Here is a 24,849-nt window from a genome sequence, read left to right as displayed (position 1 = left end):
AGAACGGAATCCGTATCTTGAGCGAACGTCAGCGCGGCCTCGGCCGGGGATTGTCAGCCCTTCTGGGCGAACAGGCGGCGGAAGCCGTCCCGGTCGACGGTTCTCCGGCGCCCGCGGGCGTGCGGATCGTGCCGATCGAGAGCCTGAAGCCTAACCCGGATCAACCGCGCAAGATCTTCACCCCGGAAATCCTTGAGGAACTGTCCGCCTCGATCCGCGACAAGGGCGTTCTGCAGCCGATCCTCGTGCGCTCGCAGCCCGGTGAGGACGGCGTCTGGCAGATCATCGCCGGTGAACGCCGCTGGCGGGCGTCTCAGATGGCCCGCCTGACCCAGGTGCCGGTCGTTGTTCGTGAAATGGACGACGTAGAGGTGTTCGAGGTCGCCATCATTGAGAACGTCCAGCGCGCGGACCTCAACCCGCTGGAAGAAGCCGACGCCTATCGGCAGCTGATGAACCGGTTTGGCCGGACGCAGGATGCGGTCGCGGGCATCGTCGGCAAGAGCCGCAGCCATGTGGCCAACACCCTGCGCCTGCTGCAGCTGCCGGACGAGGTGCTGGACTATGTGCGCGACGGCCGGATGAGCGCCGGCCACGCCCGCGCCTTGATCAACACCGTCGATGCGGGTGATCTGGCGGACAAGATCGTGCGCGAGGGGCTGAACGTGCGTCAGGCCGAGGCCCTGGCCCGCCGGTCAGCCGAAGGGCCCAAGCCCGTAAACGCCGGTGCGCCGCGCGCCGATGGCGAAGGCTCGGCCGACGTGGCGGCGCTGGAGCAGGATCTGGCCGACGCCCTGGGCCTGAAGGTCCAGCTGTCCGACAAGGGCGGCAAGGGCGAGATCAGCATCCGCTACGGCACGCTGGAGCAGCTGGATGACCTTTGCCGCCGTCTGATGCGAGGCTGAGCGGCTATGCCGGGGCCGGCGGACGAGGTCGTTGATCTCTACAGCCGCCGGGCCGCGGACTGGGATGCGGATCGGGGCCGGTCCCTGTTCGAAAAGCCGTGGCTCGACCGGTTTCTGGATCGTATCCCGGTCGGAGGACATATTCTCGATCTCGGCTGTGGCTCGGGCGAGCCCATCGCCCGCTATCTGATCGAGCAGAATCTGAGGGTGACGGGCGTGGATGCGGCGCCGGGCCTGATCGACCTTTGCCGTCTGCGCTTCCCGGAGCAGGACTGGATCGTCGCGGACATGCGCGGTCTGGCTCTGGGGCGTCGATTTGACGGCCTGATCGCCTGGCACAGCGTCTTCCACCTCGACCCGGAGGCCCAGCGCGAGATGTTCTGGGTCTATGCCCGGCATCTGAAGCCGGGCGGCGTCCTGATGTTCACCAGCGGGACGGAGGAGGGGGCCACCGTCGGTGAGTGGCGCGGAGAGCCGCTGTACCACGGCAGTCTGTCGACGGCGGCGTACCGCACCGGGCTGGAGGCGATCGGTTTCGAGGTTCTGGCCCAGGTCGAGAATGATCCGGATTGCGGCGGCGCCAATGTCTGGCTTGCCCGGCGCGCCGGTGGCAGGATGGACGAATGACCGACAAGCCGAGCAATCCGACCGCTGAAGCGATGAAGAAGGCGCTGGCCGCCAAGAAGGCTGGGGGCGGAAAGCCGTCCGCCAGCGGCGGTTTCAAGCCCGCCCAGCACGCCGAAAAGCTCAGCGCGCACCAGAGCGCCTCGGCCAACAAGCCGGCGTTCCGCAAGGCGTCGAAGCGGGGCTAGAGCCCCAGACGACGCGCCCGCGCGGAAATCTCGAGCAAAAGGCGCTCCGCGATCAGCTGGTCCGGCGATCCCGTGGTCTTGGTGGCGATGTCGGCGGCGTTGACGCTGTCCAGAACCTTGTCGAGGTCCTCCAGACGCCAGCTGCGCGCCTGACGCAGCATCTCCGCCTCCTGCTTCCAGAACACGCCGGCGGCCTTGGCGGCCTCCCTGGCGTTGGCTCCGTTGCCTTGCAGGATGTTGATCCGCCTCAGTTTCCCGAGATGAATCGAGGCTTGTCTCACGGCCATGACAGGGCTTTCGCCCTCGGCGAACGCGCGGCGAAGGCCGGACTGTGCGGGACCGGGACGACCGCCGAAGGCCTGAAGGGCGGCGTCCTGAAGGGAGGCGTCAGGCTCGACGCCCAGATGCAGCTCCAGCTCGGCCGCGTCAATGGTCCGGCCGCTGCCCGGGCCGATGTAGAGGATCAGGCGCTCGATCTCCTGTCGCATCAGACCGCGCTCGCGGGGCAGGCGGGAGACGAAGCGATCCAGGGCGTCCTGCGTCAGCCCGACCTTGTCTCCGGCCAAGGCCTCGCGCGTCATGCGGGCCACGTCGCCCGTCTCGTCCTCATAGCAGGCGATGCCGACGGCGGCCTTGTCGGCCTCGGCGGCCTTGCGCAGGGCGGAGTCCCGCCCCAGCGCCCCGGCCTCGATGACCAGCATACAGTCGGGGTTGAAGTCACCGGCGGCGTGGCTCTTGAGCGCCGCGGCGAGCATCTTGTCGATGGACGCCTTCTCGTTCGACAGGCGCACGCGCACCAGACGACGGCCGCCGATCAAACTGAGCGCGGTCAGGGCCTCATCCAGCTTCGTTTCGTCACCGTCGATGTCGCTGTCGGTCAGAAGCGTGACGTTGAACGGGTCGTTCAGGTCCGGGGTGATCGTCTTGCACAAAATCTCGGCCCGCTCAGCGACGCCGGAACGGTCCTTGCCGTGGATCACGGCGGCCCGGACGCCCCTGTCCGGGGCCCTGAGAAAGCGGTCGACCTCGGGCCGTTTCGCCAGAATCACGGGTTGGACAGGGTCCGGAGGAGCTCGAGACGGATCAGCCGCGCCAGTTCGGCCGCGGCGCGTTCCTCACCGTCCTGCTGGGCGGCGATGGCGGCGTAGGGCTGGTCAGCGGCGGCATAGGTGGTGGTGACGGTCTCGACGCCGGTGACGGGATCGCCGCCCGTGGTCGGGGTCAGGGTCCAGCTGCCGCGCACGGTCAGCTCGTACCGGGTGGCGGTGTCGTCGATCCGGCGACCCAGAGGACGGCGCGACTGCACGATCGCGGTCTCCAGACGCCACAGGGGCGGCTGCGAACCGTCACGGCCCAGCGCATCCTCAAGCTGCTCGCGGACCCGATAGCCGAGGCGATCGTCCTGTGTGGTCACGGCGATGCGCGACAGGGACGTTCCCGCGGCCCCGCTGGCGTACAGCGGGGTGAAGCCGCAGGCGGACAGTCCCGTCAGCGAGACAAGGCCGAGCGCGAGGGCGAGGAGACGGGCTCTCATCCGGCCACCACGACGTTGACGATGCGGTCCTTGACCACGACGATCTTCTTCACCGTCAGACCCTCCAGCCGCGCCTGAACGTCCGGATCGGCCAGGACGAGGGCTTCGACTTCCGCCGGCTCCAGACCCCGGGCGACGCGGATCTCGCCGCGACGCTTGCCGTTGACCTGGATGGGCAGAATGACCTCGTCGTCAGCCGCCAGCGCCGGATCATACTCCGGCCAGGGCGCGTTCAGGATCATCCCCTCTTCGCCCAGCCGCGTCCAGCCTTCCTCGGCCAGGTGCGGCGTGAAGGGCGCGACCAGACGCAGCAGGGCCGACAGGGCCTGACGCCGGGCGTCGCCGCCGGCCTTTGGGTGGTCCCGCACGGTGGCGACGAAGGCATAGAGCTTGGCGATGGCCGAGTTGAAGCGGAAGCCGGTGATGCCCTCGCTGACCGCCTTGATGGCCTTGTGAGTCTCACGCAGCAGGGACGCGTTGGCGTCGGCCTCTCCGGCGAAGGCGGGGTCATAGCCGTCGACCTCGGCCCAGACGCGCTGGACGAAACGGCTGGCGCCCTCGACGCCGCCGGGCGTCCATTGCACGTCCCGCTCGGGCGGGCTGTCCGACAGGACGAACAGACGACCGGCGTCCACGCCGTAGGTGTCGACGATCTCCTGCGGGGCGACGACGTTCTTCTTCGACTTGGACATCTTCTCGATGTCGCCGATGGTCAGGACGGCGCCGTTCGACAGTCGGGTGGCGATGCGGTTGCCGTCCACCGTCTCGATATGAACATCGGTGGGCTCGACCCAGAGCGGCTTCCCGACACCGTCCACGCCGTCGGAATAGGTCTCGTGGACCACCATCCCCTGGGTGAACAGGCCGGCGAAGGGCTCCTTGACCGTCATCAGGCCCGCGTCCGACAGGGCGCGGCTGATGAAACGGGCGTAGAGCAGGTGCAGGACGGCGTGCTCGACGCCGCCGATGTACTGATCCACGGGCAGCCAGTGGTCGGCCGCGCTCTGCGAGATCGGCTCGGCCGCGGTCGGATCGGTGAAGCGTGCGAAATACCAGCTGGAGTCCACGAAGGTATCCAGGGTGTCGGTTTCGCGGGTCGCATCACCGTGACACGACGGGCATTTGACGTGTTTCCAAGTCGGGTGACGATCCAGCGGATTGCCGGGGGTGTCGAAGGTCACATCCTTCGGCAGTTCGACCGGAAGCTCGGCGGCCGGGACCGCGCCACAGCGGTCGCAGTGTATCACGGGGATGGGACATCCCCAGTAGCGCTGGCGGCTGATGCCCCAGTCGCGCAAGCGATAGATGGTCGCGCCCTTGCCCTGACCCGAGGCTTCCAGACGGGTAATGGCCTCGGCCTTGGCGGCCTCGACGTCCAAGTCGTTCAGGAAGTCCGAATGGAAGATGGCGCCCGGACCGGTATAGGCCTCGTCGCCGACGGTGAAGTCGTCACCCGCGCCTTCGGGTCTCACGACCGGGACAATGGGCAGGCTGTATTTGGTGGCGAATTCGAAGTCGCGCTGGTCGTGGGCCGGGCAGCCGAAGATGGCGCCCGAGCCGTAGGTCGACAGGACGAAGTTGGCGGCCCAGACCGGCACGGTGCGTTCCGGGTCGAACGGGTGCTGGACACGGATGCCCAGATCGACGCCCAGCTTCTCGGCCTTCTCGATATCGGCCTCGCTGGTGCCCGAGCGGGCGCAGGTCTCGATGAAGGCCTGAACCTCCGGCCGGTGTTCCGCGATGGCCCTGGTCAGCGGATGGTCAGCCGACAGGGCGAGGAAGCTCGCTCCGAACAGGGTATCGGGGCGGGTGGTGTAGACCTCGATCGGATCGCGGGCGTGGTTGGGTTCGCCTTCCGGCGAGGCGGGCAGGAAGGCCGGCGCCTCGACGATGTTCCACCACAGGGTCGCGCCCCGGCTCTTGCCGATCCAGTTCTCCTGCATCAGGCGAACCTTCTCGGGCCAGCGGCCTTCCAGCTCTTTCAGGCCCTCGATCAGGTCGTCGGCGTAGTCGGTGATGCGCAGGAACCACTGGTTCAGCTTGCGCTTCTCGACAGGTGCGCCCGAGCGCCAGCCGCGACCATCCACGACCTGCTCGTTGGCCAGCACGGTGTTGTCGACCGGATCCCAGTTGACCACCGAGTCCTTGCGATAGACGAGGCCGCGCTTGAACAGCTCCAGGAACCACGCCTGCTGCTTGCCGTAGTAGGCCGGATCGCAGGTGGCGAACTCGCGGCTCCAGTCGAGCGACAGGCCCAGCAGCTTCAGCTGGTCGCGCATGTTGGCGATGTTGGACCAGGTCCAGTCGCCGGGATGGATGCCGCGCTCGATGGCGGCGTTCTCGGCGGGCAGGCCGAAGGCGTCCCAGCCCATCGGATGCAGGACGTCAAAGCCTTGAGCGCGCTTGGAACGGGCCACCACGTCGCCCATGACGTAGTTGCGGGCGTGGCCCATATGGATGTTGCCCGACGGATAGGGGAACATCTCCAGCACGTAGTATTTCGGCTTTCCCGTGCCTTCGGTCGGCGTGCGGAAGGCGTCAGCGGCCGCCCAGCGGGCCTGTTGGCGGGGTTCGGCGGTCTTGGGCTCGTAGCGGGCCACGGGAATCCTTCAGGCATCGCTCCTTGAGGGCGCGCCTGAAGGAGGCTGTGGTCGTAAAAAGAGGCTTAGCCGGCGTTCTGCAGATTGAGCTGACGCGCCTTGGTCAGAATCGCGTTTTCCAGATCGGTTTCCGTCTGGGCGGCGACCGGAGCGCTGACCCACTGGCCGTCCGCGCCGCGGACTTCCTTGGTGATGGTCACGTTCAGGGCGTCGGCGCGAAGGCGGGTGTCAAGAATGAAGACGGTCGCCTTGAAGCGCTCGTTCGGGGTCTGCGGATCAGTGAACCAGTCGTAGTTGATCACCCCGCCCCACGGATCGGCGTTGGCCAGCGGCATGAAGGCGAAGGTGTCCAGGGTGGCGCGCCACAGATAGGCGTTCACGCCGATGCCCGTCTGGGCGGCGGTGCGAGCCGTGGCGGAGCCTTCGGACGGGGCGGTGCCCGGCAGTCTCGGAAGCGAGCTGCACGCGCTGAGCATCAGACCGGAAGCGATCAGGGCGACCGCTGCGCCGCGAACCAGCACCATAGAGAGTTCTCCATTCGAACGGGACGCACGCCAGACTTTCCGGCGCGCGCGCCGGACCGCCCGAACGCGGGTCGGAACCGAAGCGAGGCTCTATAACACGGTCAAAAGGGGCGATGACAAGGCGAAGACGTTGGATACGGCGCCACTTCGTGTCGAACCGGCGCCCAAGGGCTGTAAGGGCCGTGACGCTCGCGCCACAGGAGTCTTCCCGAGTCGCGAGGAACAGAGCTTCAGCGTCGCCGTTCCGTTGACCGGACTTGGGTGCAAGGTTTACTTGGGTCCAATGGATCGCGTCGGGACGCCCGGCGCGACGAAAGGGCAGGACATGCGCAAGAGCGCCGTCATCGCTGGACTGGTCGCGGGGCTTGCCCTCGTCGCTGTCGCCGACGTCGCGTCGGCCCAGACCGCGCAGTCGCGTTCGCGCGCTCCCGCCGTCAGCCTGAACGAAGCCAACGCCGCCCGCTCCAGTGCGCCGGCGGGCCAAAGTCGTCTGCGCTTCACCGAACGCGGGCGCTGGGGCCTCGACCTGAACCTGAACCAGCCCGTCGGCCGCGAGAACAATCTCGGCGACGTCGAGGCCGGCGCCTACTACAGCGTCAATCCGCGTCTGCGGGTCGGCGCCTCGGCCGGACTGGCCGAACAGGAACGCGATCCCGCCCGTGCGCCGCAAGGTGAACGTCCGGCCGCGCGCTTCCGTCTGGAATCGATCTTCCGCTTCTGATCAGGCCCCGAAGGCCGCCTGTAGCGATCCCACCGCCGCTATTCCGCATGCGCCCGAGCCGATGAGGTCCGGGGCGTTCGACGCGTGGATCCCGCCGAGGGCGTAGATCGGAAGCAGGCTGGTCCGGGTGATGACGGTCAGCCGGTCGAGGCCCAGAGGCGGTTTTTCGCCCGAAGCCCCGCCCGCCGGAAAGACCGGCGAGACGACAAGGGCGTCCAGACCGGTCAGGTCGGGCAGGGGCGCCACGGCGTGGAAGGCGGCGGTAAGCGTCCAGCCCGGATGGGCGGCGGCGAGGTCCGGGGCACGCGCGATCAGGGCCTCGGGCAGGTGAACGCCGTCCGCCGCGACCGCTTCCGCCAGTTCCGCATCCCGCCCGATCAGAAGCAGGCCGTCGCGCCTGCGGGTGGCGTCACGCAGTCTTTGGGCGGTCTGGAGCGCGTCGGGCGCGCCGAAATGACGGAAGACCACGCCCGATCCGACCGGCAGACGCTCGGCCACGCGCCAGGGCTCGGGCGTCCGGTGCGGATCGGTGAAGAAGAGCAGGGGCGGCAGATTGGGGCGCGGCGCGCCGGTCGCCCGGCTGACTTTGGCCGCGTCACGGGCTAGACAGCCGGCGATCCGCCACAGGGTATCCGCATCCGACCGGTCCATGACCTCCTCTTCCCCCGATCTTTCCATCACGTCCAGCTTCGAGACGGTGCGCCGCAAGATCGCCCGGGCCTGCCGCATCGCCGGGCGGGATGCGGCGGAGGTGACGCTGGTCGCCGTGACCAAGACCCAGCCGGACGAGGCGCTGGATGCGGCCCTGGCCGCCAACCAGCGGGTGTTCGGCGAGAACCGGGTCCAGGAGGCGCGGTCGCACTGGACCTCGCGTCGCGGGACGCCGGGGCTGGAGCTGCGCCTGATCGGACCGTTGCAGACCAACAAGGTCGCCGACGCCGTGGCCCTGTTCGATGTGATCGAGACGGTGGATCGTCCGAAGCTGGTCGAGGTGTTGGCCACCGAGGCGGTGAAGACCGCTCGGGACCTTCGGGTTCTGGTTCAGGTGAACACCGGAGCGGAACCGCAGAAGGCCGGCGTTCTGCCCGAAGAGGCCGACGCCCTGATCGCACAGGCGCGCGCCGTGGGTCTGACGGTTGAGGGCCTGATGTGCATCCCGCCCGCGGACGAGGCGCCGGGTCTGCATTTCGCCCTGCTGCGAAAGATCGCCCGCCGGAACGGGCTGACGGTGCTGTCGATGGGCATGAGCGGCGACTATGAGATCGCGATCCGCTTCGGCGCGACCCATGTGCGGGTCGGATCGGCCCTGTTCGGAGACCGGAAACCCGCTGAAATTCACCCCAAGGACTGAAAAACACCTCGCAACGGACCGGCGCCCTTGGCGTTTGGACCGGCTCTCTCCATTGTTGCACCCATGCCGACGCCCAAGACGATCCTGATCATCGACGACGACGACGACCTGCGCGAGGCGCTGGCGGAGCAGTTGGCCCTGCATGAGGCCTTCCGCCCCGTTCAGGCCTCGACCGCCACGGAAGGCGTGAAGATGGGGCGCGAGGTTCGCGCCGATCTGATCCTGCTCGACGTCGACCTGCCCGACATGGACGGGCGCGAGGCCTGCCGCCTGCTGCGCAAGGACGGCGTCTCCACTCCGATCATCATGCTGACCGCCCAGTCGTCGGATTCCGACACGGTGCTGGGGCTGGAAGCCGGGGCCAACGACTATGTGACCAAGCCCTTCCGCTTCGCGGTCCTGCTGGCGCGCATCCGCGCCCATCTGCGCAGCCACGAACAGTCGGAAGACGCCGTCTTCCGCATCGGCCCCTATGAATTCCGCCCGGCCTCCAAGGTGCTGGTCGACGACAAGGGCAAGAGGGTCCGGCTGACGGAAAAAGAGACCAACATCCTGAAGTACCTCTATCGCGCCGGGGCCAAGGCCGTGTCGCGCGAGGAGCTGCTGACCGAGGTGTGGGGCTACAACGCCGGGGTCACCACCCACACGCTGGAAACCCACATCTATCGCCTGCGCCAGAAGATCGAGCCCGAGCCCGGTCAGGCGCGTCTGCTTCTGACCGACGCGGGCGGGTACCGGCTTCAGCCGTGACCTGTCAGCCTTAGCCTGCGCGCCACTCGGTCAGGACGTTTCCGCTCGCCTCGGTGAACGCGACGCGGTCCAGTCGGATAGCCACGATGCAGACTGGCCGCTGGTCCGGGCTGGAGGCGCGGCAACGCACAGCCCGGCCACCGGGGAAGGCGGCGATCCTTCCCTCCAGCAGCGTTCGGTATCCGTCGACCGGCGCTGAGGGCGCCCGATCATCCTCGCCCCGGATCGTAAAGGTGTAGGCCCGACCGTTGCGGCGTCCGGCGCGGGAATCGGTCTTTTCCGAAATCGCGGCCAGGCCCACCGTCTGCGGGGATGGGGCGGGCTGGCCGCTTTGCAAGGCGTCGGTGCGGATCGACGGGCAGGCGTCGGTCGCCAGCCATGGGCGCGGCAGCCAGACGCCCTCGACGGATTCCCAGTCGCCATCGCCGGCGCCCGCGATCAGGGCGGTATTGAGCCAGCCGCCGGGCGTCAGGGAGAGCTGGATGGTTTTCTGGTCCGGCCCCCAGGACCAGGCCGCCACTCCGTCTTCCACACCCGTCGCGGGCGCGGGTCCGGCGCAGCCGAAGGGGGTGCGGATCGCGAAATGCCGACCGACGAGGGGATCGACCCCATCAGCGATCTGACCCGCGGCATAGGCGGACGCCGCGCGGGAAACGGCCGCGAGCAGATCGGCGCGGGACAAGGGCGCTGTCGGCTGGAGCGGCGTCGGCGCGGGGGTGGGCATGGCGGCTTCGGGCGCGGGGTCATCCGGCGACAACTCATCCCGATCGCAGCTTGCGAGCTGCGGGATGATCGCGGCCAGGGCGACAGGGACTAAAACGCGGCGAAAAGGTCTCTTCCGGCCAAGCATGAAGGCAGCCTAGCACAATCGACCGGCCTGTCCCGTCGCACCGAATAAATTTGACGACGCGGGTCGCCGGGGCTCTCAAAGGGGTATGAATTTCGATCAGATCGCCGCCCTGGTAGTCCTGATCGCCGTGGTGGCGATCATGATCCACGGAAAGTTGCGGTCGGATGTGACGGCGCTGACCGGCGCCGCGGCCCTGCTGCTTCTGGGCGTCATCCGACCCGTGGAGGTCCAGGGCGCCTTCGCCAGTCCCGCGGTTATCGCCCTGGCCGGCCTGTTCGTCATCGCCTACGCCATCGAAATGTCAGGCCTGCTGGGACTGATGATCCGCAAGGCGACCGCCCTCTGCGCCCGGATGGGCGAAGCGGGACTCTGGTTGATGATCACCCTGTGCGGCGGAGCGTCGGCCTTTCTGAACAACACCCCGATCGTGGTTCTGGCCGCGCCGGTGGTGAAGGAGGTCGCGGCCGGCATGGCGCTGTCGCCGAAGCGGTTTCTGATCCCTCTCAGCTATGTGACGATCATGGGCGGCGCCTGCACCCTGATCGGCACCTCGACCAACCTGCTGGTCAACGATATGGCGCGCAACGCCGGCCAGCCGGTCTTCGGTCTGTTCGAGATCACGCCGGTGGCCCTTGTCATCGCCCTGTTCGGCGGCGCCTACCTGTATTTCGTCGGCGGGCGCCTTCTGGGATCCGCGGACAGTGAGAGCGGCCTGCGTCGGTCGCAGGAGCAGACCGGTGACGGCCTGCTGGGTGATGCGGATCTGTTCGCCGCCGCCGACAGACCGTTCGATGTCCGGCGGGCGATCCTGTCCCTGACGGTTTTCGTCGGAGTCATTGTCGCCGCGGGCCTGGGGATCGCCCCCATCGCCGCGGCGGCCTTCGCCGGGGCGGTGATCCTGATCCTGCTGCGCGTGGTCAGCGCCGAGGAAGCCTATGCCGGTCTTCGCCCCGAGGTGTTGCTGCTGATCGCCGGCATGGTGGTGGTGGGCCTGTCGATCGAGGTGACGGGCCTTGCGGGAGCCGGGGCGGAGCTTCTGATCGATGCGATCCGGCCGTTGGGGCCCCTGGGCGCGCTCATCATCCTCTACGGGGTCACGCTGTTCGCCACAGAATTGCTGTCCAACGCGGCCGTCGCGGTGTTGATCACCCCGATCGCGGTCGCGCTTGCGGCCAGCCTCGGCGTCGATCCGCGTCCGTTTTTGGTCGGGGTCATGATGGCCGCCAGCGCGGCCTTCGCGACTCCGTTCGGCTATCAGACCAATGTGCTCGTCTTCCAGCTGGGCGGCTACAGCTACATGGACTTCGTGAGGATCGGGGTGCCGCTGAACCTCGTCACCTGGGTCGCGGCCATGATCGCCATTCCGATCTTCTTTCCGTTCTAGACGTCTAGGTCCATCGTCACAGGCGCGTGGTCGCTGGGCTGTTCCCAGGCGCGGACGTCGTCGTGGATGCGGGCGGAGCCGGCGGTCACGGCGGGGGTCAGGCCGGGCGAGGTCCACAGGTGGTCCAGGCGCAGGCCGCGATTGGACTTGCGGAAGTCGGCGGCGCGATAGCTCCACCAGCTGGCCAGCTTGGTCGGTTCGGGGATCTGGGCGCGCAGGACGTCGGTGAAGTCGCCCGCGTCCTGAAGCCGTTTCAGGGTCTCGACCTCGATGGGAGTGTGGCTGACCACCTTCGACATATAGCGGTGGTTCCAGACGTCGTTCTCGCCGGGCGCGATGTTGAAGTCACCGGCCAGAACCAGCGGGCGCCGGCGGTCGCGGGTGGCCATGTCGGCGGTCAGGCGCTCGTAGAAGTCCAGCTTGTGGTCGAATTTCGGGTTTAGGGCGCGGTCGGGAATGTCGCCGCCGGCGGGGATGTAGAAGTTCTGGATCTCGACGCCGTCGACCATCACGCCGACACAGCGGGCGTGACCTTCGCGGCAGACGTCGAGTTTCGGCGCCTCGGTGATCGGCTTGCGGCTGGCGATGGCCACGCCGTGCCAGCCCTTCTGGCCGCCGATCTTCAGGTGCGGCAGGCCCATGGCCTCGAATGCGGCCCGGGGGAACTGGTCCTCCAGACATTTGATCTCCTGCAGGCACAGGACATCCGGCGCCGCCTCGGCGACGAAGCGGGCGACCTGATCCACGCGCAGGCGGACCGAGTTGATGTTCCAGGTGGCGATGCGAAGCATGGGAGGGGACTTAGCAGCTTCGATGCCTTGTCGCGCTATCGATCGCCGCGCAGCGTCTCACTGCTTGAGCGCGGGTCCGGTGTTGGCAGGCCAGCCCCCCCCGAAGCGCCAGGCCGCGTCGGGTCGAGAAGGTGGAGCCTTCTGACCGCGGCCCAACAAAAAAGGCCGCGGCGGGTCGGGGGGTCTTGAAGGGCCGACGGTCCGCAGCCGACAAAAAAGCGCCCGGTCGGGGGCGACCGGGCGCTGAAGGTTCGTCTCTCTCGCCGCCGGGAAGGGGATGATATCCGTAGCGGTGTTGATCGACTCCCGCCGATCTGTGACCAAAAGGCCACTCTCGGCGGAAAATGTCAAGCCGTCGAAAGGCGGGCGGCTTTCGTGTCGTTACAGCCACGCTTCGCGTGGCGGGCGAGCGTCCTAGTTCCGGCCGGGGCGACGGGTCGGGTCGCGCAGCTGGAACAGGCTGGCGGCGAGGCTGGACGCGGGTTGCAGGGTGGTGAGCCGGGTCGTGGTGCGCGCACCCTGGGCGTCGATGATGGTCCATTCCAGCAGGCGAAGGGGCGCGCCGCCGAAGGACAGGACGATCTGGCCGTCGTTCGGACGGCGCGAATCCCGCGCATTGATGGTGAAGGCGCCGCCCTGCATCCGGGTGACGCGGTCGATGCGGACGCCCTGATCCAGACGGACGTTGCGGGCGAGGAAGGTCGACAGCGGCGTATTGCCCAGCGGCACCTGCTGGAAATGGTTCAGGCGCGGGTCCCAGCGCTTCACATTATAGCCGTCCGAGACGACCAGCAGGCCGGTCGGGTTGGTGTATTCGAACCGCATCTTGCCCGGACGTTGCAGGTAGAACCGACCGGCGCGGCGGGCGGGGCCGGAGGTTTCGGTGAACGTGCCCTGGGCCGAGGTCAGGCCCTGAAGATAGGTCTGGGCGCGGCGCAGGGTGGCCTGGTCCTCGGCGGACAGGTTGGACTGGGCATGGGCCGGCAGGGCCGCGACGGCGGCGACAGCGGCGGTTCCAAGCGCGAAGGCGCGACGTGAGACGGTCATCAGGCTTTTCTCCCGTTCGGGATGGTTGTCGATCATGCCGTCTTGCAGGTCGTGTCTGTCAGGGGCGTGACCCAAGCCTGACCATATTCCGGCGCTTCGATGAAGGGGTGTTCATCGGAACATCGCAAAACAGCGGGGCAGTAACGGCCGGGCCAACGACACGTTCCTCTTCTCTTCCGCTCAGCAGAGGCAAGAAGCGGGCGCCAAGCGCCAGGCCGCGTCGGGTCGTTTGACCGCGGCCCAAACTAAAGTGGCGGCGGACCCGCCAGGACGTCGCGCTTGCCCGCGTGGTTGGCGGGGCTGACGACGCCTTCCTGCTCCATCCGCTCGATCAGGGAGGCGGCGCGGTTATAGCCGATCTGCAGGCGGCGCTGGACGTAGCTGGTCGAGGCCTTGCGGTCGCGGGTGACCACGGCGACGGCGCGATCATACAGGTCGTCGCCCGAGGAGCCATTTCCGCCCTCGTCGCCATAGGCGTTGTCGCCGTCGCCGTCCGGATCGTCGGTGATCAGGTCCAGATAGTCGGGCTCGGCCTGGGCCTTCAGGTGATTACAGACGGCCTCCACCTCCTTGTCGTCCACGAACGGGCCGTGCAGGCGGGTGATGCGGCCGCCGCCGGCCATGTAGAGCATGTCGCCCTGACCCAGCAGCTGCTCGCCGCCCTGTTCGCCCAGGATGGTGCGGCTGTCGATCTTCGACGTGACCTGGAAGGAGATGCGGGTCGGGAAATTGGCCTTGATGGTGCCGGTGATGACGTCCACCGACGGGCGCTGGGTGGCCATGATCAGGTGGATGCCGGCGGCGCGGGCCATCTGGGCCAGACGCTGGACGGCGCCTTCCACATCCTTGCCCGCGACCAGCATCAGGTCGGCCATCTCGTCCATGACCACGACCAGATAGGGCATGGGCTCGGGACGGATCTTCTCGGACTCATAGACCGGGCGTCCCTGCTCATCGAAGCCGGTCTGGACGGTGCGCTCGAAATGCTCGCCCTTGGCCTGGGCCTCGCGGGCGCGGTCGTTGTAGCTGGCGATGTTGCGCACGCCGAGCTTGGACATCCGGCGATAGCGGTCCTCCATCTCCCGCACGGTCCACTTCAGCGCGACGACGGCCTTCTTCGGATCGGTGACGACCGGCGCCAGCAGGTGCGGGATGCCGTCATAGACGCTGAGTTCCAGCATCTTGGGGTCAATCATGATGAAGCGGCACTGGGCGGGCGTCAGCTTGTAGAGGATCGACAGGATCATGGCGTTGACCCCGACCGACTTGCCCGAACCGGTGGTGCCCGCGATCAGCAGGTGGGGCATGCGCGCCAGATCGGCGACATAGGGCTCGCCGCCGATGGTCTCGCCCAGCGCCAGAGGCAGCAGGTGCGAGGGCTTGTCGTATTCGGTCGAGGCCAGCAGGTCGCGCAGATAGACGGTCTCGCGCCGCGCGTTCGGCAGTTCGATGCCGATGGCGTTGCGACCCTGAACCACGCTGATGCGGCAGGCGCGGGCGGACATGGAGCGGGCGATGTCGTCGGCGAGCGCCACCACGCGGCCGTGCTTCACGCCGGGCGCGGGGACCAGTTCATACAGGGTGACCACCGGGCCGGGGCGGATCTGGTCGATCACGCCGCGCACGCCGAACTCCTGCAGCACGCCCTCCAGCATCTTGGCGTTCTGCTTCAGGGCCTCCTCGTCGACCGAGGCGACGCGCTTCTCCGGCTTGGACAGCATGCCCAGGGGCGGCAGATCGAAACCGTCCAGCGAGTCCGCCTTGGCGAAGTCGAAGGCGCCCTGATTGTCATCAATCTCGCGACGCGAGGCCTTGGGCGCCTTGGCGGCGGCGACCTTCGGTTCAGGGGCGGCCCGGGGAGGGGCCGGGGTCGGGGCGGGATCGGCCCAGGGCGGGCTGTCGTCCCCGGCGTCATCCAGCGAAACCGGTGCATAGGTCGGTTCGGGCGCGGGTTTGGAGGTCGCCGCGCGCGGGGCGGGCCCGGGCTCGAAGTCCGGTTCCGGCTCGGGCCGTTGGCGCGGCGCGCGTTTCGGCGCGGACTGTGCGGCGGCGTGCCTGGGCGTGGGCGTCAGGACGCCGCCCCGCCCCGCGCGTTGACTGCGCGCCCACGTCAGGGTCTCGCCCAGATCCGCCAGCCGCAGGCCGATGGCGTAGCCGACACCCCACAGACCCAGCGGCAGGAACAGAAGGGCGGCGATCAGGCCGCCCGCGCCGATGCGCAGCGCCTCGCAGGCCATCTTCACCAGACTGGTGACCGCGTCGCCCCACAGACCGCCCAGACCGGCGGCCAGCGGCCACGCGGCCGGGTGGGCGAAGGCGGAGAGACCGGCGGACAGGGCCAGAACCCCGCCGGTGGCCGCGAGTGCGCGCAGGGGCGTGGGCTTCAGGCGCTGCTGGATGGCGTCGCCGATGGCGCCGGCCAGTCCGAAAGCGACCAGCAAAAGCGCGGCGGGCCAGGCCGCGAGACCCAGTGACTGCATGAACAAATCGGCGAACAGGGCGCCGTTGGCCCCCAGCCAGTTGGTCGGGGCGTTGGAGGAGGCGGCGTTCAGGCTGGGATCGGCCGGATTCCACGAGATCATGGCCACGACCAGCAGGGTCGCCAGAAGCGCCTGCAGCACGCCGCGGAAGCGGACGACGAAGGGGGCGTCCCACAGAATGCGGGCGCTGACCCAGGCGCGTTGACCAAGGGCGAGGGCGGCGGACATGCGGTCGCGATCTCCGGGACGGCGGGACTCGACCCCTGTTGTCGCGCGCGGAGGGTTAAGGGCCGTTTACCAGACGGCGCCAGGGAGGTGATTGGCGGTTGGTGATTGGTGGTTCGATGCCGCCTGCACCGACGTTCGACCTTCTGAACATCAGTCGCGGTCCCGACATTCACCAATCACCCGTCACCAATCACCTTTCACCCCGGCCGCGCGACGTTCAGGCACTGGACGCGGACACCACACGGCGCGACAAGCGGGGCATGAGCACGCCGGATCGCTATGACATCATCATCGCCGGGGCCGGGATGGCCGGGGCGACCTTCGCGCTGGCGGCCGCCCAGGGCGGGCTGAGGGTGGTGCTGATCGATCCCCAGCCTTTCGACGCCCAGCTGGCGCCCAGTTTCGACGGGCGGTCGACGGCCATCGCCTTCGCCACCTTCCGCATGTTCGACGCCCTCGGCGCGGGGGCGGCGATGCGGCCCCACGCCTGTCGGATGGACCGGATTCTGGTGACGGACGGCCATCGCCCCGGCGCGGCCAGCCGTCGTCCGTCATCGGCCTTCCTGCGCTTCGACGCGGATGAGATCGCTGACCGCACCGACGGCGAGCCGCTGGGCTATATGGTCGAGAACCGCCGCATCCGCACGGCGCTGGCCGAGGCGGTGATCGCCGCCGGGATCGAGGTCCGGGCTCCCGCGAAGGCGGCCTCAATCGAGGTCGGGCCCGGCAAGGCCACCGTGACCCTGACCGACGGCTCCGTTCTGGAGGCTCCGCTGGTGGTGGGCGCGGAGGGACGTCAGTCGCCGGTGCGCAAGGCCGCGAAAATCGACACCCTGGGCTGGGGTTATGGCCAGAGCGGGGTGGTGGCGACCGTGTCCCTCGGGCGGGACCACGGCAATGTCGCCCATGAGTACTTCCTGCCGGGTGGACCATTCGCCATCCTGCCGCTGACGGAGCAACGCGCCAGTCTGGTGTGGACCGAAACCACGCGCCGGGCCGAGGCCTTGCGGGCGGCGTCGGATGAGGCCTTCCAGTCCCATCTGATGCGACGGTTCGGCGAGTTTCTGGAAGACGTCACGGTGGTGGGACCAAGGTTCGTCTATCCGCTGTCCCTTCAGTTGGCCGAGGAGATGACCGCGCCGCGCGTCGCCCTGATCGGTGACGCCGCCCACGGGGTGCATCCGGTCGCCGGCCAGGGGCTCAACATGGGTCTGAAGGACGCCGCCGCCCTGGCCGAGGTGCTGGTGGAGGCGATGCGGACCGGCGAGGACATCGGCTCGGAGATCGTGCTGGACCGCTACGCCCGCTGGCGCCGGTTCGACAACGTCGCCCTGACGGCGGGGTTCGACGGCTTCGTGCGGCTGTTCTCGAACGATCTGGCGCCGGTGCGTCTGGCGCGCGATCTGGGCATGGCGGCGGTCAACCGCATCCCCGCCCTTCGCAAGGCCTTCATGCATGAAGCCGGCGGCGCGACGGGCGACCTGCCGCGTCTGCTGAAGGGCGAGGCTGTCTAGGGCGCTATCGCTCGCCGCGCGGCGGCTCTCTGCTTGAGCGCGGATTCAGTTGATGTGTCAGCCCAGCTGGCGGGCTTCCTCGGCCAGCATGATCGGCACGCCCTCGCGGATCGGGAAGGCCAGCCTGGCGCTCGCCGACACCAGCTCCTGCGCCTCCCGATCGTAGGTCAGCTTGCCGCGCGTGACGGGGCAGACCAGCGTCTCGAGCAGGCGCGGATCGACGGTGTTCGGGGTGTGGAAGGCGTCGGACATGGGGAGCAGATTACAGGCTCAGGGGCCGGGGGTCGACCCGATCACTGCATTGACGGTCCGTCGCCCTCGCCGGGATCTCCGGCGGCGGCGCCGATCTGCATCAGGGCGGTCAGAACCTCGGCGCGTCGGTCCAGATCAGCGGCTTCCAGCAGGGCCTGTTTCTCGGACGGTTCGAAGGGCAGGGCCATGGACAGGCTGTTGACCAGCGCTTCGGGCGGGGCGGTTTCGGCCATGTCCCAGTCGATATCCAGGCCGCGGGTCTCGAGATAGGCCTTCAGGGCCTCCAGCAGACCGTCCCGGTCCAGCGCGCCTTCGCCCGGCGGCGGCGGGATCAGATCGTCAGCCCAGGCGTCGAAGGCCGCGCGGACCTGACGATAGGGTGTCTTGACCGGAAGTTCCGTCGCGATGCGGTAGCGGGCCACGCCGGTCAGGGTGATCAGATAGCGGCCGTCCGAGGTCTCGTTGAAGCTGGTGATCCGCCCGGCGCAACCGATCGGGGACAGGCCTGGCAGCTGGAGGGAGCCGCCCGACGGCTGGATGATGCCGATGATCCGGTCTCCGGCCATGGCGTCATCGATCATGTTCAGATAGCGCGGCTCGAAGATATTGAGCGGCAGCTGGCCGCGCGGCAGCAGCAGCACCCCCGACAGGGGAAAGACGGGGATGACCTGCGGCAGGTCGGCGGCCCTGATGTAACCCTGAGCCACCGGAGCTCCTTAAGCGAACAGCAGCGACGACAGGCGACGACGACCGTCACGGGCCACGTCGGACGTGGCGCCGGCGGCCTCGAACACGGTCAGCAGCTGCTTGCGGGCGGCCTGTTCGTTCCACTCGCGGTCCGCGGCGACGATCTTCAGCAGATGATCGACCGAGCCCTTCAGATCACCGGCGGCGGCGAGGGCCTGGGCCAGATCGAAGCGGGCCTGATGATCGTTCGGGTTGGCGGCGACCCGGGCTTCAAGCTCGGTCGAGGCGCCGGTGGGAGCCGCGGCGCTGAGCGACAGCTGGGCGCGGATCGACTGGACGGTCGGATCGCGTGAGTCCTGCGGCGCCATGGCGATGGTCTGGCGGGCCTGATCGACGTCGCCGTCGGCCAGATAGACCCGCGCCATTCCGGCGATGCCCCTTTCGTTGCCGGGATCGAGCGTCAGCACCTGGGCGAAGCCCTGGGCCGCGCCGCCGAGGTCGTTCAGCGACAGGGATTCCTCGCCCAACGACAGCAGATGCTCGATGTCGGAGTTGCCGCTCTGACCGCCGGTCAGCTTGTCGATGAAGGCCTTGAGCTGGCTCTCCGGAACCGCGCCCTGGAAGCCGTCGACCGGCTGGCCGTTGACGAAGGCGTACACCGTCGGGATCGACTGGACGCGGAGCTGGCCCGCATAGGCGGGGTTCTTGTCGACGTCGATCTTGACCAGTTTGACGGCCCCGCCGGCGGCGCGGACCGCCTTCTCGATCATCGGGGTCAGGGTGCGGCAGGGTCCGCACCAGGTGGCCCAGAAATCAACCAGCACGGGCTGGGTCTTCGAAGCCTCGACCACATCGGCCATGAAGCCGGCGTCGGAGCCTTCCTTGATCAGGTCGTCAGGCAGGTCGGTGAGGGTCATATCGGTCCTGGTCTTCGATGAGTCGTAACGCGCGAGCTCGTCAGATGGTCCCGGGGACCGTCACGCTCAAGAGGGGTCGCCGCCGGCGCCCGCCGGGCTGAGCTTCCAGCGGATCTTGGTCTCGGAATCGGTGCGGGCCGATCCTCGCACAACGATCTGCAGCGACCGGCGGGTCAGGCCTTCGTCCACATGGACCGAAGGCTCGATGGCCACGTCAGGACCGTCGGTGCGGAACCACCAGCCACGGCCCGAATGGCCGCGCAGCAGGATCGAGCGGCGGTCGCGGGCCAAAGAGGCCTGAACGCCGGGCTCCAGCTGGAAGCGGACGGCGTAAGGGGCGGCGATGGCGCGCACGACCTCCTTGCGGCCCGGCGCCGGGTGCAGGCGCTCCTCGGCGCGCAGTTCATCCAGACGCTGGTCGAGATAGAGACGGCGCTGATGCATCAGGCCGAACTCGTGGACCCAGCCGTCGTGTTCGATCTCCAGCCAGACGGCGCCTTCGCCGTCGCGCTGGTCAACCTCGACATGCAGGGGGGCGCCGACGAGGCGTGAGCCGAGCAGGTCGGCTTTCCAGCCGCCCAGAGGTTCGCCGGTCGAGATCTCGCCCAGCGTCAGGGTCGAATGGCCGGGCGTCAGGCGCAGGCCCTGCCGATCAGCCGCGCGCGGCGTCCAGCCGCAGCCGGTGACCAGACGGTCCTTGCCGCAGACGATCTCGAGCGACAGCGGTTGGGCGCAGGCGGCGGTGGACCACGCCCCGCGCGCGGGGGGCGCGGTGTCTGCCGTCACGGTCAGGAGGGGGCTGCGGATGCGGCTGAGCCCGCCGACGCCGCCGGAGACGTCTTCCGGCCGACCCTCGATCCCGCGCGCGGCGGCGACACGCTCGACCGTCGAGGGGCCGCCGCCTTGCAGGGTGGCCAGTCGGCCGTCCGGCAGGGTCTGGATGATCAGGGCCTTGCGCAGCCGGTGGATCGTATCACTGACGGCGTCGGGCGTGGGTTCGGAAATCTGGGACAGGCCGTCGTCCAGCGTCAGCAGATCGAGCAGGAGCTCAAGACCGGCCTCCGGGCTGCGACCGGCATGGCCGCCGTCGACGCCGACGGTGCGGGGCAGGGCGCGGCAGAGGCGGGCCAGGGCCTTGCGGCGTAGTGATGCGCCGGGCGGACCGGACAGGACCGCGCCGATCAAGGCCGCGGCGGTCATGCGCTCGGACAGGGTGGCGACCCCGCCGGGCGGACGCAGAAGCTGGCGCGCCTGACGGCCCAGAATGCTCGCCAGTTTCAGCCGTTCGGCCTCTGTGGCGACCTGGCCCATGCGACGGGCGGCGCAGGCCAGGTTGACCGCGCGCCGGGACAGGATGTCGGGGTCCCAGGCGAAGGGGGACCAGCGCACGAAGACATCGGCCCAGATCAGGGTCAGGCGCAGGGCCTCGCGGGCGCCGCGTTCGCCCTGGGCCATCAGGGATGGCAGCCAGGCGAAGGCGTGCAGGTCGGTCGCGAACGCGCGATTGGGGCTGGGGCGGTTGAAGGGGTCTTCCGTCGCCTCGATCTCAAGGCTCGAGCCGGCCAGAACGAAACGGCCTCCAAGGATGCCCTTGCCGACAGCCGGATCGACCGGGCGGAAGTCGCGCGGCGTCGAGGCGAAGCTCTGGGCCGTGCGACCGCGCAGGGTCAGGGCGTAGCCGGGCAGGCCATAGGCCTCGATCCACAGCTGGCGGCTGAGCAGCTTGCCGATGATCGCGGGCCACAGGGCGGGGCCGGTCGAGGCGCCCGTGGTGCGAACGGGGGTGCGGACCGGCGCGCCGCGCAGGCCGGGGATCTCGCCGGGCGCCGGCCCGTCGCCATCCGTCCGGGCGAAGGGTCCGAGAGGGCTCACGCGGCCTTCAGGGCTTGAATGTTGGCGGCATAGGCGTCGGGGCCGCCCTTGAACACGAAGGAGCCGGCCACAAGGGCGTCGGCGCCCGCCGCGACACAGGCGGCGGCGTTGGCCGAGGTCACGCCGCCGTCGACCTGCAGGTGGGCCTTCGATCCGGCGGCGTCCAGCAGGGCGCGGGCCTTCTCGATCTTGCGCAGGGAGGTCGGGATGAACGACTGCCCGCCGAAGCCCGGGTTGACCGACATGAGCAGCACCAGATCCACCAGTTCCACGACTTCTTCCAGAACGGTCAGGGGCGTGCCGGGGTTCAGCACCACGCCGGCCTTGGCGCCCAGCTGCCGGATGCGGCCCAGGGTGCGGTGCAGGTGCGGGCCGCTTTCCGGGTGTACGGTCAGGATGTCGGCGCCCGCCTCACGATAGGCTTCCAGCCAGGGATCGACCGGGGCGACCATCAGGTGCACGTCGAACGGCAGTTTCGTGTGCGGCCGGATGGCCTTCACGATGTCGGGGCCGAGGGTGATGTTGGGCACGAAATGGCCGTCCATCACATCGACGTGGATCCAGTCGGCGCCCGCGGCGTCGAGGGCGCGGACTTCCTCGCCCAGCTTCGAGAAGTCGCTGGCGAGAATGGAGGGGCAGATCAGGGGCGCGGCCATGGACCCCGGATAAGGCGGGTCGCCCGCGCGGGCAAGCCGGGTCCGGGTTCCCGCGTGAAGCCGTGCTACACGGTTTGGTCATCGGCCTGAGGATCGCAGGAGAGGAAGGACCGCCATGAGTGAGTATGTCGCGACCGTTGAATGGGTCCGGGGCGAGCAGCCCTTCCTCGACAACCGCTACAGCCGCGCCCACGACTGGAGTTTCGACGGCGGGGCCGTGGTGCGCGGGTCATCCGCGCCGGGCAGTGTGCCGGTTCCGATGTCCGACCCGACCGCCGTGGACCCGGAAGAGGCGCTGGTGGCCGCCGTGTCCAGCTGTCACATGCTGTTCTTCCTCGCCTATGCGACCAAGGCGGGCCTTGTCGTGGATCGCTATGTCGATGAGGCGGTCGGGATCATGGGGCGCGATGACCGGGGCAGGGTGTCCATCGTCTCGGTGGTGCTGAAGCCCGCGGTGACCTTTTCGGGCGCGACCTCGCCGGACGCGGCGGCGCTGGCGGAACTGCATCACCGCTCGCACGAGCATTGCTACATCGCCAACTCCCTGCGGGCGTCGGTGACGGTGGAGCCGCGCTAGGGGTTCGCAGGCGCGACCGCCACGTCTTCCAGCAGGGCGGCGAAGCGGCGCAGGGCCTCGTCGGCCAGAGCCGGATCGTACAGCATGGGTTTGGCCGCACCCGGTTCATCGAAGGCATGGCTGCCGTCCGCGATCCAGGTCTCGACCTCGGCGCCGCAGCGGCGGACCATGTCGTGGACCTGTTCGGCGTTGCGCACGGTGCTGAGGTGATCCGTGCGCGAGATGACGGCGAGGGTCTTCGGGCAGTGCGTCCAGGGCCGCATTCGGTTGAAGGCGCCGAAGCCGATGTAGGGATAGGCCAGATAGGCGCCGACGACGCCGTCGAGGGACGCCGCCCCGGGATCGCGGAGGCCCAGACTGCCCGCGCGCCGATCCGCGCTCATCGCCTCCATGATGCCCCAGCCGCCGTGGCTCCAGCCGGCGAGGGTGATCCGCGATCGATCCACGTCTCGCCGACGTGACACGCCGTCCAGGGCGGCCAGCACGTCGCCCGCCCGCTGGTCGCCCCGGAAGGTCATGCCCGAGCAGACGGCGAACAGGGCGCGTTGTCGGCTCCAGCCGCGCGGTCCGAAGGAATCGATGATGAAGGCCCGCCAGCCCACGGCCTTCGCCGCCTCTGCGTAGTGGGTCATGTGCTCGCGAATGCCGCCGCAGCCATGGAACAGAAGGACCGCCGGGCGTGGGCGGTCGTCATCCGGTCCGATGATCGTGACCCCGGCTTCGAGAAGGGCCCAGCGGCCGGCGAGCGTATCCATGCCCGGAGTGAGCCGCGCTTCGACCAAAAGCGCCACCCCCTTGCGGACCTGTAGTTTCAGATATATCTAAATCTCGATGAATAGATATATCGAAAAGAAGGATGCGATGATGTGGCATCAACGATGGGGCCATGGCGGCCCTGGTAAGGTCGGGCGCGGCATGCGCAATGAGTTCGGTCGCGGATGGCCCGGCGGTCCAGGCGGTGGTCGGGGTGGTCCGCGAGGTCATCGCGGCGGCGGCAAGCGGCTGCTGGCGCGGGGCGACCTGCGCTGGCTGATCCTGTCGCTGATCGCCGAGGACGGCCCGGCGCATGGTTATGAGCTGATCAAGGCCATCGAGGCCCGGATGGGCGGCGCCTATGCGCCCAGCCCCGGCGTCATCTATCCGACCCTGACCCTGCTGGAGGAGATGGGCGCGCTGGAGGGCCATGAGGACGGCGGCAAGAAGCGCTACGCCATCACCGGGGCCGGACGGACCCTGCTGGAAGAGAATGCGGAGGCCCTGACCGATCTGCGCGAGATGCTGGCGAAATTCGCTCATCGCGCGGCGCGGCCGACGCCCATCGCCGAGGCCATCGTCCGTCTGCGCGGCGTGGTTCACGCCAAGCTGGCCGAGGACATTCCGCTGGACGAGGCGCGGATCAAGGCCGTCGCCGACATTCTCAATCAGGCCGCGGATCGGGTGGAAAAGGCATGACGGCCGCCCTTCGTATCGCCCGGCGGGTCCGGCACCCGCTGAAATTCCGCCTGCTGGAGGTGGTCGAGGTCTCGGACCTGACGCCGTCGCTAAAGCGGGTGGTGCTGACCGGAGACCTTGAGGACTTCGTCTCCATGGGCTTCGACGACCATGTGAAGATCTTCCCCGTCCGTGAGGGCGAGACCCTGGCCCTGCCGACGGTGGGGCCGGACGGGCCGGTCTTCGCCGAGCCGCGCCCGGTAATGCGGGATTATACGCCACGCCTGTGGGACACGGCGGCGAAGACCCTGACCGTGGACTTCGCGGTCGGCCACGGCGGTCCGGCGACGGACTGGGTGATGACGGCCCGGCCCGGATCGAAGCTGGGCGTCGGCGGGCCGCGCGGATCGTTCATCGTCCCGACCGCCTTCCCGCATCACGTCCTGATCGGCGACGAGACGGCGGTTCCCGCCATCTCGCGGCGGTTGGAGGAACTGTCTGGACGCAGCAAGGCGCTGGTGATCGTGGAGGTCGAGGATGAAGCCTCCGCCCCGCCGCTGAACAGCGCCGCCGACCTGACGGTGGTGCGCGTGGATCGCAAGGGTGGCCCGCGTGGTCGCGTGGAGGGCCTGCAGGCGGCGGCCGAGACCGCGCTGGCCGATCTTCCGCGCGACGACGCCTATGTCTGGATCGCGGGCGAAAGTCAGGTGGCGCGGACCCTGCGCGGCGTGGTGGTCGCCATGGGCTTTGATCCGAAGGCGCTGAAGGCCGCCGGCTACTGGCGCGCCGGAGCCGTCGGGGCGCACGAGGTGATTGAGGACTGACCCCTCCGTCTCTCCGGCTTCGCCGTCGAGCCACCTCCCCACTGGGTGGAGAGGTGAAAACCGGATCACCTCTCCAGCGAAGCTGGGGAGGGGGGCCACCCGCAGGGTGGTGGAGGGGTGAGGCGGACCTGCGCTCAAGCAG

At 68.8% G+C, this 24,849-nt stretch carries 26 protein-coding genes; 11 read left to right on the top strand and 15 right to left on the bottom strand.

The window, feature by feature from the left end; all coding sequences use genetic code 11:
• Window positions 1-17 precede the first annotated feature (17 nt).
• The 3 genes from ACODRV_RS04945 to ACODRV_RS04935 are packed head-to-tail and all read left to right on the top strand — an operon-like array spanning window position 18 to window position 1,717.
• Window positions 18-905 carry a ParB/RepB/Spo0J family partition protein gene (locus ACODRV_RS04945; RefSeq protein WP_488907622.1) on the top strand — a complete coding sequence of 296 codons (888 nt, stop codon included), beginning with the start codon at window positions 18-20 and terminating at the stop codon, window positions 903-905.
• Window positions 906-911: 6 nt separating this feature from the next.
• Window positions 912-1,532, top strand: coding sequence for a class I SAM-dependent DNA methyltransferase (locus ACODRV_RS04940; protein ID WP_488907621.1), 621 nt, complete (start codon window positions 912-914; stop codon window positions 1,530-1,532).
• On the top strand, window positions 1,529-1,717 hold the full coding sequence (locus ACODRV_RS04935; RefSeq protein ID WP_488907620.1) for a hypothetical protein: 189 nt from the start codon (window positions 1,529-1,531) through the stop codon (window positions 1,715-1,717). The genes ACODRV_RS04940 and ACODRV_RS04935 overlap by 4 nt, the downstream gene beginning before the upstream one ends.
• Here the strand turns inward: ACODRV_RS04935 and holA are convergent.
• The 4 genes from holA to ACODRV_RS04915 form a co-directional block, all read right to left on the bottom strand.
• Entirely contained in the window at window positions 1,714-2,766 is a 1,053-nt protein-coding gene (holA, locus tag ACODRV_RS04930) for a DNA polymerase III subunit delta (protein ID WP_488907619.1), read from the bottom strand. The genes ACODRV_RS04935 and holA overlap by 4 nt on opposite strands.
• On the bottom strand, window positions 2,763-3,251 hold the full coding sequence (gene lptE / locus ACODRV_RS04925; RefSeq protein ID WP_141625298.1) for an LPS assembly lipoprotein LptE: 489 nt from the start codon (window positions 3,249-3,251) through the stop codon (window positions 2,763-2,765). Before lptE ends, holA begins: the two co-directional genes overlap by 4 nt.
• Window positions 3,248-5,851, bottom strand: a complete 2,604-nt coding sequence (gene leuS / locus ACODRV_RS04920; protein WP_488907618.1) for a leucine--tRNA ligase — start codon at window positions 5,849-5,851, stop codon at window positions 3,248-3,250. The genes lptE and leuS overlap by 4 nt, the downstream gene beginning before the upstream one ends.
• A gap of 65 nt (window positions 5,852-5,916) precedes the next feature.
• Entirely contained in the window at window positions 5,917-6,375 is a 459-nt protein-coding gene (locus ACODRV_RS04915; protein WP_488907617.1) for a DUF3576 domain-containing protein, read from the bottom strand.
• A 325-nt stretch (window positions 6,376-6,700) separates the two neighbouring features.
• Here ACODRV_RS04915 and ACODRV_RS04910 point away from each other — a divergent pair, with 325 nt between their 5' ends.
• Complete coding sequence (locus ACODRV_RS04910) at window positions 6,701-7,096, top strand: NtrZ family periplasmic regulatory protein (protein WP_141625295.1); 396 nt, start codon at window positions 6,701-6,703, stop codon at window positions 7,094-7,096.
• On the opposite strand, the gene ACODRV_RS04905 is transcribed toward ACODRV_RS04910, so the two are convergent.
• Window positions 7,097-7,747, bottom strand: coding sequence for a thiamine phosphate synthase (locus ACODRV_RS04905; RefSeq protein WP_488907616.1), 651 nt, complete (start codon window positions 7,745-7,747; stop codon window positions 7,097-7,099). It lies immediately after the preceding gene.
• Between ACODRV_RS04905 and ACODRV_RS04900 the strand changes: the two genes are divergently transcribed.
• Both ACODRV_RS04900 and ACODRV_RS04895 read left to right on the top strand, forming a co-directional pair.
• The gene (locus ACODRV_RS04900; protein WP_488907615.1) at window positions 7,746-8,447 is read left to right on the top strand and encodes a YggS family pyridoxal phosphate-dependent enzyme; all 702 of its coding nucleotides are present in this window, start codon (window positions 7,746-7,748) and stop codon (window positions 8,445-8,447) included. The genes ACODRV_RS04905 and ACODRV_RS04900 overlap by 2 nt on opposite strands.
• 63 nt (window positions 8,448-8,510) lie before the next feature.
• Window positions 8,511-9,197, top strand: a complete 687-nt coding sequence (locus ACODRV_RS04895; protein ID WP_488907614.1) for a response regulator transcription factor — start codon at window positions 8,511-8,513, stop codon at window positions 9,195-9,197.
• A 10-nt stretch (window positions 9,198-9,207) separates the two neighbouring features.
• On the opposite strand, the gene ACODRV_RS04890 is transcribed toward ACODRV_RS04895, so the two are convergent.
• Window positions 9,208-9,921, bottom strand: a complete 714-nt coding sequence (locus ACODRV_RS04890) for a hypothetical protein (RefSeq protein ID WP_488907613.1) — start codon at window positions 9,919-9,921, stop codon at window positions 9,208-9,210.
• A gap of 211 nt (window positions 9,922-10,132) precedes the next feature.
• Here ACODRV_RS04890 and ACODRV_RS04885 point away from each other — a divergent pair, with 211 nt between their 5' ends.
• Window positions 10,133-11,431, top strand: coding sequence for an SLC13 family permease (locus ACODRV_RS04885; protein ID WP_488907612.1), 1,299 nt, complete (start codon window positions 10,133-10,135; stop codon window positions 11,429-11,431).
• Here ACODRV_RS04885 and xth read toward each other — a convergent pair.
• From xth to ACODRV_RS04870, 3 genes are all read right to left on the bottom strand, one after another.
• A complete protein-coding gene (gene xth / locus ACODRV_RS04880; protein WP_488907611.1) occupies window positions 11,428-12,222 on the bottom strand; it encodes an exodeoxyribonuclease III in 795 nt (264 codons plus the stop codon). The two genes, ACODRV_RS04885 and xth, sit on opposite strands and share 4 nt — an antisense overlap.
• A 414-nt stretch (window positions 12,223-12,636) precedes the next feature.
• Window positions 12,637-13,305 carry a LolA family protein gene (locus ACODRV_RS04875; protein ID WP_488907610.1) on the bottom strand — a complete coding sequence of 223 codons (669 nt, stop codon included), beginning with the start codon at window positions 13,303-13,305 and terminating at the stop codon, window positions 12,637-12,639.
• 209 nt (window positions 13,306-13,514) lie between these two features.
• Complete coding sequence (locus ACODRV_RS04870; RefSeq protein WP_488907609.1) at window positions 13,515-15,977, bottom strand: DNA translocase FtsK 4TM domain-containing protein; 2,463 nt, start codon at window positions 15,975-15,977, stop codon at window positions 13,515-13,517.
• 260 nt (window positions 15,978-16,237) lie between these two features.
• Here ACODRV_RS04870 and ACODRV_RS04865 point away from each other — a divergent pair, with 260 nt between their 5' ends.
• The gene (locus tag ACODRV_RS04865; protein WP_488907608.1) at window positions 16,238-17,491 is read left to right on the top strand and encodes a UbiH/UbiF/VisC/COQ6 family ubiquinone biosynthesis hydroxylase; all 1,254 of its coding nucleotides are present in this window, start codon (window positions 16,238-16,240) and stop codon (window positions 17,489-17,491) included.
• Between the two features lie 57 nt (window positions 17,492-17,548).
• Here the strand turns inward: ACODRV_RS04865 and ACODRV_RS04860 are convergent, their stop codons facing one another.
• From ACODRV_RS04860 to rpe, 5 genes are all read right to left on the bottom strand, one after another.
• Complete coding sequence (locus ACODRV_RS04860) at window positions 17,549-17,743, bottom strand: Trm112 family protein (RefSeq protein WP_141625285.1); 195 nt, start codon at window positions 17,741-17,743, stop codon at window positions 17,549-17,551.
• 41 nt (window positions 17,744-17,784) lie between these two features.
• Window positions 17,785-18,450 (bottom strand): LON peptidase substrate-binding domain-containing protein, encoded by a 666-nt coding sequence (locus ACODRV_RS04855; protein ID WP_141625284.1) that lies wholly within the window; start codon window positions 18,448-18,450, stop codon window positions 17,785-17,787.
• Between the two features lie 9 nt (window positions 18,451-18,459).
• Window positions 18,460-19,347, bottom strand: a complete 888-nt coding sequence (gene trxA, locus ACODRV_RS04850) for a thioredoxin (protein ID WP_141625283.1) — start codon at window positions 19,345-19,347, stop codon at window positions 18,460-18,462.
• A 66-nt stretch (window positions 19,348-19,413) separates the two neighbouring features.
• Window positions 19,414-21,219, bottom strand: coding sequence for a heparinase II/III family protein (locus ACODRV_RS04845; protein WP_488907607.1), 1,806 nt, complete (start codon window positions 21,217-21,219; stop codon window positions 19,414-19,416).
• On the bottom strand, window positions 21,216-21,875 hold the full coding sequence (gene rpe, locus ACODRV_RS04840; protein WP_141625281.1) for a ribulose-phosphate 3-epimerase: 660 nt from the start codon (window positions 21,873-21,875) through the stop codon (window positions 21,216-21,218). The genes ACODRV_RS04845 and rpe overlap by 4 nt, the downstream gene beginning before the upstream one ends.
• A 115-nt stretch (window positions 21,876-21,990) precedes the next feature.
• Between rpe and ACODRV_RS04835 the strand changes: the two genes are divergently transcribed.
• Entirely contained in the window at window positions 21,991-22,452 is a 462-nt protein-coding gene (locus ACODRV_RS04835) for an OsmC family protein (RefSeq protein ID WP_488907606.1), read from the top strand.
• Here ACODRV_RS04835 and ACODRV_RS04830 read toward each other — a convergent pair.
• Window positions 22,449-23,207, bottom strand: a complete 759-nt coding sequence (locus ACODRV_RS04830; protein ID WP_141625279.1) for a dienelactone hydrolase family protein — start codon at window positions 23,205-23,207, stop codon at window positions 22,449-22,451. The two genes, ACODRV_RS04835 and ACODRV_RS04830, sit on opposite strands and share 4 nt — an antisense overlap.
• A gap of 109 nt (window positions 23,208-23,316) precedes the next feature.
• On the opposite strand from ACODRV_RS04830, the gene ACODRV_RS04825 reads away from it, so the two are divergent.
• Both ACODRV_RS04825 and ACODRV_RS04820 read left to right on the top strand, forming a co-directional pair.
• On the top strand, window positions 23,317-23,904 hold the full coding sequence (locus tag ACODRV_RS04825; protein WP_488907605.1) for a PadR family transcriptional regulator: 588 nt from the start codon (window positions 23,317-23,319) through the stop codon (window positions 23,902-23,904).
• The gene (locus ACODRV_RS04820) at window positions 23,901-24,707 is read left to right on the top strand and encodes a siderophore-interacting protein (RefSeq protein WP_488907604.1); all 807 of its coding nucleotides are present in this window, start codon (window positions 23,901-23,903) and stop codon (window positions 24,705-24,707) included. The genes ACODRV_RS04825 and ACODRV_RS04820 overlap by 4 nt, the downstream gene beginning before the upstream one ends.
• The last annotated feature ends 142 nt before the right edge of the window (window positions 24,708-24,849 follow it).

The organism is Brevundimonas sp. FG8, assembly GCF_057808845.1.
The sequence above is the reverse complement of the archived record's forward strand: the minus strand, read 5'-3'. Positions and strand labels throughout refer to the sequence as shown.